This window comes from Arsenophonus endosymbiont of Bemisia tabaci Q2, assembly GCF_902713415.1.
GTDB lineage: Bacteria > Pseudomonadota > Gammaproteobacteria > Enterobacterales > Enterobacteriaceae > Arsenophonus.
On sequence record NZ_CACTIE010000155.1, the window covers coordinates 1 to 6,528 of the forward strand.

The 6,528-nt window shown below is 37.5% G+C and carries 9 protein-coding genes and 5 pseudogenes; 11 read left to right on the forward strand and 3 right to left on the reverse strand.

Annotation, left to right across the window (positions count from 1 at the left end):
- The first annotated feature begins 186 nt into the window (after positions 1-186).
- From ARSQ2_RS08460 to ARSQ2_RS08495, 8 genes and pseudogenes are all read left to right on the forward strand, one after another.
- Complete coding sequence (locus tag ARSQ2_RS08460) at positions 187-318, forward strand: IS630 transposase-related protein (protein ID WP_181995025.1); 132 nt, start codon at positions 187-189, stop codon at positions 316-318.
- 285 nt (positions 319-603) lie between these two features.
- A pseudogene (locus ARSQ2_RS08465) lies at positions 604-1,498 on the forward strand (Rpn family recombination-promoting nuclease/putative transposase).
- A gap of 363 nt (positions 1,499-1,861) precedes the next feature.
- Positions 1,862-2,410 (forward strand): IS630 transposase-related protein, encoded by a 549-nt coding sequence (locus ARSQ2_RS13005; RefSeq protein WP_238334405.1) that lies wholly within the window; start codon positions 1,862-1,864, stop codon positions 2,408-2,410.
- A complete protein-coding gene (locus tag ARSQ2_RS08475; RefSeq protein WP_238334407.1) occupies positions 2,299-2,607 on the forward strand; it encodes a transposase in 309 nt (102 codons plus the stop codon). Before ARSQ2_RS13005 ends, ARSQ2_RS08475 begins: the two co-directional genes overlap by 112 nt.
- Positions 2,547-2,696, forward strand: a complete 150-nt coding sequence (locus tag ARSQ2_RS08480) for a hypothetical protein (RefSeq protein ID WP_181995026.1) — start codon at positions 2,547-2,549, stop codon at positions 2,694-2,696. The genes ARSQ2_RS08475 and ARSQ2_RS08480 overlap by 61 nt, the downstream gene beginning before the upstream one ends.
- Before the next feature lie 114 nt (positions 2,697-2,810).
- Positions 2,811-3,098, forward strand: coding sequence for a hypothetical protein (locus ARSQ2_RS13010; protein WP_238334408.1), 288 nt, complete (start codon positions 2,811-2,813; stop codon positions 3,096-3,098).
- A gap of 47 nt (positions 3,099-3,145) precedes the next feature.
- A pseudogene (locus ARSQ2_RS08490) lies at positions 3,146-3,327 on the forward strand (Rop family plasmid primer RNA-binding protein).
- A gap of 367 nt (positions 3,328-3,694) precedes the next feature.
- Positions 3,695-4,048, forward strand: a pseudogene (locus ARSQ2_RS08495) (DNA methyltransferase); the annotation flags it as partial.
- Between the two features lie 27 nt (positions 4,049-4,075).
- Here ARSQ2_RS08495 and ARSQ2_RS08500 read toward each other — a convergent pair.
- A complete protein-coding gene (locus tag ARSQ2_RS08500; protein WP_181995033.1) occupies positions 4,076-4,393 on the reverse strand; it encodes a transposase in 318 nt (105 codons plus the stop codon).
- A 33-nt stretch (positions 4,394-4,426) separates the two neighbouring features.
- Here ARSQ2_RS08500 and ARSQ2_RS08505 point away from each other — a divergent pair, with 33 nt between their 5' ends.
- The 3 genes and pseudogenes from ARSQ2_RS08505 to ARSQ2_RS14945 all read left to right on the forward strand — a co-directional run bounded on the left by ARSQ2_RS08505 (position 4,427) and on the right by ARSQ2_RS14945 (position 5,155).
- On the forward strand, positions 4,427-4,627 hold the full coding sequence (locus ARSQ2_RS08505; RefSeq protein ID WP_181995028.1) for a hypothetical protein: 201 nt from the start codon (positions 4,427-4,429) through the stop codon (positions 4,625-4,627).
- A gap of 10 nt (positions 4,628-4,637) precedes the next feature.
- Positions 4,638-4,940 (forward strand): annotated as a pseudogene (locus ARSQ2_RS13015) (integrase core domain-containing protein); the annotation flags it as partial.
- Positions 4,941-4,957: 17 nt separating this feature from the next.
- A complete protein-coding gene (locus ARSQ2_RS14945) occupies positions 4,958-5,155 on the forward strand; it encodes a CrcB family protein (RefSeq protein WP_420837763.1) in 198 nt (65 codons plus the stop codon).
- Here ARSQ2_RS14945 and ARSQ2_RS08525 read toward each other — a convergent pair.
- Both ARSQ2_RS08525 and hemB read right to left on the reverse strand, forming a co-directional pair.
- The gene (locus tag ARSQ2_RS08525; RefSeq protein WP_181995031.1) at positions 5,133-5,282 is read right to left on the reverse strand and encodes a hypothetical protein; all 150 of its coding nucleotides are present in this window, start codon (positions 5,280-5,282) and stop codon (positions 5,133-5,135) included. The genes ARSQ2_RS14945 and ARSQ2_RS08525 overlap by 23 nt on opposite strands.
- 110 nt (positions 5,283-5,392) lie before the next feature.
- Positions 5,393-6,351: pseudogene (hemB, locus tag ARSQ2_RS08530) on the reverse strand (porphobilinogen synthase).
- Positions 6,352-6,528 lie beyond the last annotated feature (177 nt).

Below are 6,528 nucleotides of genomic sequence, written 5' to 3' on the forward strand. Positions count from 1 at the left end.
TATAGCTAAGCGTCTTAATTTTGATTACAAAATATATGTTTTTCTCCAATATAAATTTACTGATATAGAGTAATTACTTCTAATCATTTTAAAGTCGCCAAGCTATAAGTTGCCCGAAAGCGCATCATCAAATCCACCACGGTGATGCATATAGCTAAGCGACTTAATTTTGATGAGATTATTTATATGAGCTATTCAATTGATTTTAGACGTAAAGTGATATTTACGATGGAAGAAGAAGGGTTGAATATCCGAGAAACAGCGAAGCAATTTTGGATTGGCGCTGCATCTGTATCGCGTTGGATTAATCAAATATAGCTAGGCGACTTTAAAATGATTAGAAGTAATTACTCTATATCAGTAAATTTATATTGGAGAAAAACATATATTTTTGTAATCAAAATTAAGACGCTTATCTATAGATGTTAGAATTAAAAAATTAAATAAAAATTTTTTGTATTGTGATAGCATTGTGCAGTTGTCCACTATTAATTTAATGGGCAATATTTTCCCTAGTGTTGGCCAGCCATCAGCTGGTCTTTTTTACCGGATTTACCGGAATAATTTCTATGCGTTTAAATCAGTATTCATTGAAGATATCGAATAAGTAAAAAATTCACTCCAACGCCACACGATGCTATATTCAAGAAGTTTTTAAGTGAGAAAGAGACGGCAAAAGACTTCTTCGACATTTGGCTACCCGATGAGATTAAAGCGCTGTGTGATTTAGATAGCCTCAAAGTGGAATCAGGCTCATTTGTTGATAGTGAGATGAAGAATTACCAGAGCGATATCCTGTATTCGGTAAAAACCTGAAAGGGAAGCGGATATATTTATGTTTTGATTGAAGCACAATCTTCGCCTGATAAACTCATTGCATGGCGGCAATGCAAAAGCATTTAGAGGTTGGTCACAAAAAGTTAGCGCTGGTTTTCCCCATTCTGTTTTACTGTGGTGAACAAAGTCCTCACCCCTATAGCATTCATTGGCTTGATTGCTTTGAAGACAGAAAACTCGCAGAGAATATCTACACCAATCCTTTTAAGTTAGCCGATGTCACCACACTTGAAGACGGTGAGATTATGCAACATAAGCGCATGGCTTTGTTAACTTTGATACAAAAGCACATTCGCAGACGGGATATGACCGAGCTTTTTGATGAAATTGTGACACTACTGTCGTATAATTATTATACTGATAATCAAGTCATTACTATGTTTAACTATCTCATCCAGGAAGGTAATGCTCAAAAGCCCATGGAATTTATCACAGAGATAGCTAAACAATCAGAGAAACACGAAGGAGCACTTATGACTATTGCTCAACAAATTGAAGAAATATGTATGCAAAAGGGTATTCAAATTGCTGAACAAAAAGGTAAACTTGAAGCGCAACTTGAGATAGCAAAAAAATGCTAATAACAGGCATGGATAGGCAATCAGTGATGAAATTTACGTGTTTGACTGATGCCGAAATGACCAACCTGTTTAAAGATTAAAACGATGACGGAAGGCAAGAAATTAACCCTCAATCACCATAGAAAGGTTTCACAGGAAGAGCAGCCCAAAAAGTAAATCAGTTTACCGCAAAAAGGTCTGGGTGAATGCTGCGCCAAAAAGCAGTCAAAAAGCCTCATTCTACCAAAGTAGCAAAACAATAACCTAAGAAGGTGGTTGAAAAATCTAAACAGGAAGTGAAGGTTAAAATACCAAAACTACCTACACTGCCCAAAAAGCGATTGCCGTTAGAAGAAGCCATCTCACAAATAACCACCTTTTGGCCTCATCTATTTCCTGAAAATCAATTGAAACCCATGAAAATTGGTATAGCTAAGCGACTTAATTTTGATGACATTATTTATATGAGCTATTCAATTGATTTTAGAAGTAAAGTGATATTTACGATGGAAGAAAAAGGGTTGAGTATCCGAGAAACAGCGAAGCAATTTCGGATTGGCTCTGCATCTGTATCGCGTTGGATTAATCAAATAGAGCCAAAAGCATCGACTATGCGTGAGCGAAAAATCGATAAATCCGAGTTGATAAAAGATTTTGAACAATATCCAGATGTTTACCAAAAAGAGCGTGCAGAGCGTTTTGGCGTTTGTCAGAAGGCCATTTGGCAAGCTATTAAAAAAATGGGATTGACCTATAAAAAACTCTACGTCTTGTTTTTATTTATGAAAGTGGTTTTTCACACGATACCCGGCGGATTCACGGCTATTCCCCGAAAAGTCAACGGTGTGTTGGTCTCAAGAACTGAGGAGCAAAAGGAAGAACAAATGTTATCGGCGCTTTATTGGGAACAACGCTGTTTGCTATCGGATTATTTGATATCAATATTAACAGCGATGTTTTCTATGCATGGGTCACCCAAGTCCTTATCCCAGTACTTCCTAAAAACAGTGTAATCATGATGGATAATGCAACTTTTCACAAGAAACAGAGTATTCAACAAGTCATCATCAATGCGGGGCATATGGTGGAATATTTGCCTACGTATTCGCGAGATCTTAATCCAATTGAACATAAATGGGCACAAGCTAAATGCAAAAAAAGAGCGCTCGGATGCGACACAGATATTTTGTTCGCACTCAATATGGTGTAATCCAAATTAAGTCGCTTAGCTATATCCAGCAAGATATGTTGGCAGGAAGTGAAAGAAAAGCGCTTACCGATAAGCCAGAAGGCGTTTAAGAGCCTGTTTAGGCAGTATTGGACATCACGCTAATTATCCCGCACTTATCCAGTTAGGTGCTAATCGTTATGACAAAGACGGTCAGATAGTCGGAGAGGTCCCCCAAGCAGATATTGAGTATAATTTGGAGCGTTTGGCACGACAAAATAAGTCAACCCATCAATCTACTGATGCTCATGCTGATTTGGCGTTGGGAAAATTATTCTCGCTGGTATGAAGCAGAATTCTGTTATGATTTATTTGGTGATTTATTGCTTATTCAGGGTTTGGGCGGATTGGGTTATCGACTTAATGTACAAAATACGAAAGTCGTTTCTGATTTACTGACCGGAATTGCACAGCTCCACGCAATTGATAGGCAGCGCCGGAAAAGAAAAAATCCTTATCATCAGGTAGAATAACCTAATATCTATTTCCTTTTTAATTTTACTTAATTTTTTTATAATCGATGACCAAACAAGAGTTAACAGCCCTGAATATGGCAGGTTTTATAAAAAGCCAAACATTAATACTCTTAGATAAGCTCAATAAACTTAATCTGGATGATTGTTCAGATGAGATGAGTGCGAAGATTTGCACGACATGGCAGAAGAACTTTATCTTAATTTGAAAAAAACACTGGAAAGATGATGATTCACTCCTATTCTTTTCACAGAAAAACAAGCAAAAGATTTTAGCTACTCATAAAAATAAGGATGTCGCCGCTAATAGCGGCTCCGCTTATGTTTACCTACGGGATGTTAGAAGCTCAGTGAAAAAAGCGTATCGCTTAAATAAATTGAATTCCGCTTGGAAATCAAATTTATCCATCGCATTAATTTGAAATTTGAAGGATTTCCCTTACTGCCCGATGCCAGCTTGCCGTCTCCTAAAATGGGCGAATGGAAAGCTGGCATCGGGCAGTAAGGTAATGGTGACATGGGTTCACTTTCTGCTGTGCCACTAAATAGCAGACACAGGACATTCCCGATTTATAGAAGGCGACAGCCAAAAAATTATGTCAACTTTTCCTGATAATGCAATCGATTTTATTCTCACCGATCCTCCCTATCTGGTTGATTATACTGATCGGTCAGGGCGCTCAATTGCCAACGATAAAAATGACGAATGCCTAAAGCCCGCCTGTCAAGAAATGTTTCGTGTATTGAAGCCAAATAGTCTGATGGTCAGTTTTTACGGCTGGAATCGGGTTGAAAAATTTGTTGATGCGTGGAAAAAATCTGGCTTCCGTATTGTTGGTCATCTCGTTTTCAAGAAACGTTATGCCTCAAAAACTGAGTTTTTAGGACACAGCCACGAAAATGCTTATCTGCTGGCGAAAGGCCGTCCGGTAATGCCTGTAAAGCCAATTGTAGTGGTCTAATAAAACTGTAGAGATTTATAGCTTATAGCTAAGCGACTTAATTTTGATTACACCATATTGAGTGCGAACAAAATATCTGTGTCTCATCCGAGCGCTTTTTTTGCATTTAGCTTGTGCCCATTTATGTTCAATTGGATTAAGATCTGGCGAATAGGTAGGCCAATATTCCACCATATGCCCCGAATCGATGATGACTTGTTGAATACTGTTTTTCTTGTGAAAAGTTGCATTATCCATCATGATTACACTGTTTTTAGGAAGTACTAGGATAAGGACTTGGGTGACCCATGCATAGAAAACATCGCTGTTATAGCTGGGCGACTTTAAAATGATTACAAGTAATTACTCTATATCAGTAAATTTATATTGGAGAAAAACATATATTTTGTAATCAAAATTAAGTCGCTTAGCTATATCACCCGAAAAGTAAAAGTGACCTTTAGCGCAAAGAAAAAACTGGAATATCCAAAACTCATGGTTGAAGGTGGATATAGCAATATCCAAGTTGAAAAAATATCCGGTGCGGGTAAATCTGTCGTATCGCGCTCGAAGCAACAATATAGATAAGCGACTTAATTTGATGTTCCATTGAGATCAAGGTTGCCAATATTCATCCGAGGAGTTTAGGGCGCACCTATTTGAAAGGAGAATAACTCAAAGCATGAGTCGGCGAGGTAATTGCCTAGATAATGCCGTGATGGAAAGATTTTTTAGGAGTTTAAAGACATAAAATCTTAACCATTTATCGTTTATGAATCATCAATCTGTTGTCTATGAAGTTGAAAATTACATTCAGTTTTATAATTATTATCGACGCCATTCAACGATTTGTTATTTAACGCCACATCAAAAATATCATGAACTAAAGAATGCCGCTTAGATCTTCTACAGAATTTGTTGACGATTACAGGGACTTATCTGTCAAATGTTATTGCTAGTTTTATATTAGGTCTTGCTTTTGCTTATTTTGCTAACCATGATACCCTATCACCTGAGTGGCGATTGATGCTAATGATGCTAATTACCGGTTTTTGTGGTGGTTTATCAACTTTTTCTAGCTTTTCATTGGAAGTTATGCTTTCCTTTCAGCAATAGCGCTACTATCATGGATTTTTGGAAATCTTAATTCATATGGTGAGTACCTTATTGGTAACTTACCTTGGTATAGTGATTTATAGCTAAGTGTCTTAATTTTGATTACAAAATATATGTTTTTCTCCAATATAAATTTACTGATATAGAGTAATTAGTTGTAATCATTTTAAAGTCGCCCAGTTATATCAATTAATTCAGAATCGCTAGCATCTGACAATTTTTGTCAACCTAAATTGCTTAAAGACACTCTTCTTCTGCTAAATCTAACGCAAAATAGCTCAAAATCAGATTAGCACCGGCACGTTTGATGGCACCTAATGTTTCTAGCGCAACATCAATTTCATTAATCGCACCTGCTTGAGCAGCAAATTTAATTTGGGCATATTCACCGCTGACCTGGTAAGCAGCTAATGGTAGTTCAGTTCGCTCACGAATATCACGAATAATATCGAGATAAGCACCAGCAGGTTTTATCATTAAAACGTCAGCGCCTTCTTGCTCATCTATCAATGATTCTCTAATTGCTTCATGACGATTCATTGGATCCATTTGATAACTTTTGCGATCACCAATTAAGCAAGAGCCTGCCGCTTCGCGAAAAGGGCCATAAAGGTTAGATGCAAATTTGGTTGAATAGGACATAATACCGGTGTTAGTAAAACCTGCTTGATCCAGCGCCTCACGAATTGCCCTGACTTGCCCGTCTATTGCGGCAGAGGGCGCAATAAAATCAGCACCAGCATTTGCCGCAGTGACTGCTTGTCGGTCGAGGTTAAGTAATGTTGCGTCATTATCAACGGCATTGCTACCTAAAACACCACAGTGGCCGTGAGAGGTGTATTCACAAAAACAGGTATCTGACATGACTAGCATATCGGGTACGCTATCCTTGCAGGCTTTTGACATACGGGCAACTAAACCATTCTCTTGCCAGCTATCGCTACCTGTTTCGTCAAGATGATGGGAAATACCAAATAACATCACTGACTTGAGCCCGGCTTTAGCGATCCGTTCGATTTCATAAGGTAATTTGTGTTCCGGGATACGAAAACCCCAGGCATAGTTGCAATAGGCTGATAATCTTTAATTTCTTCTTCCACGAAAATGGGCAATATAAGATCATTTAGCGTTAAAATTGTTTCTTTAAATAAAGCGCGAACTGTTTCTGTTTGACGTAATCGCCTTAAACGACGAATAGGTTGTTGATATTGCACACCTTCTCCTTCCTATTGCTACATAAATTATAATTAATCGTATAATTTTTTAAAAAAATATTTGCAGCATATTATAAATGCTATTAATTCATCTTACATCTTTATTGATAGCGCTGTTTCTCTATGCATGCCATTTTGTCTTATTGGCTGAATCCTAAA

Coding starts and splice junctions, on each gene's coding strand:
- ARSQ2_RS08460 (WP_181995025.1), top strand. CDS start 187: ATGAGCTATTCAATTGATTTTAGACGTAAAGTGATATTTACGATGGAA.
- ARSQ2_RS13005 (WP_238334405.1), top strand. CDS start 1,862: ATGAGCTATTCAATTGATTTTAGAAGTAAAGTGATATTTACGATGGAA.
- ARSQ2_RS08480 (WP_181995026.1), top strand. CDS start 2,547: ATGCAAAAAAAGAGCGCTCGGATGCGACACAGATATTTTGTTCGCACT.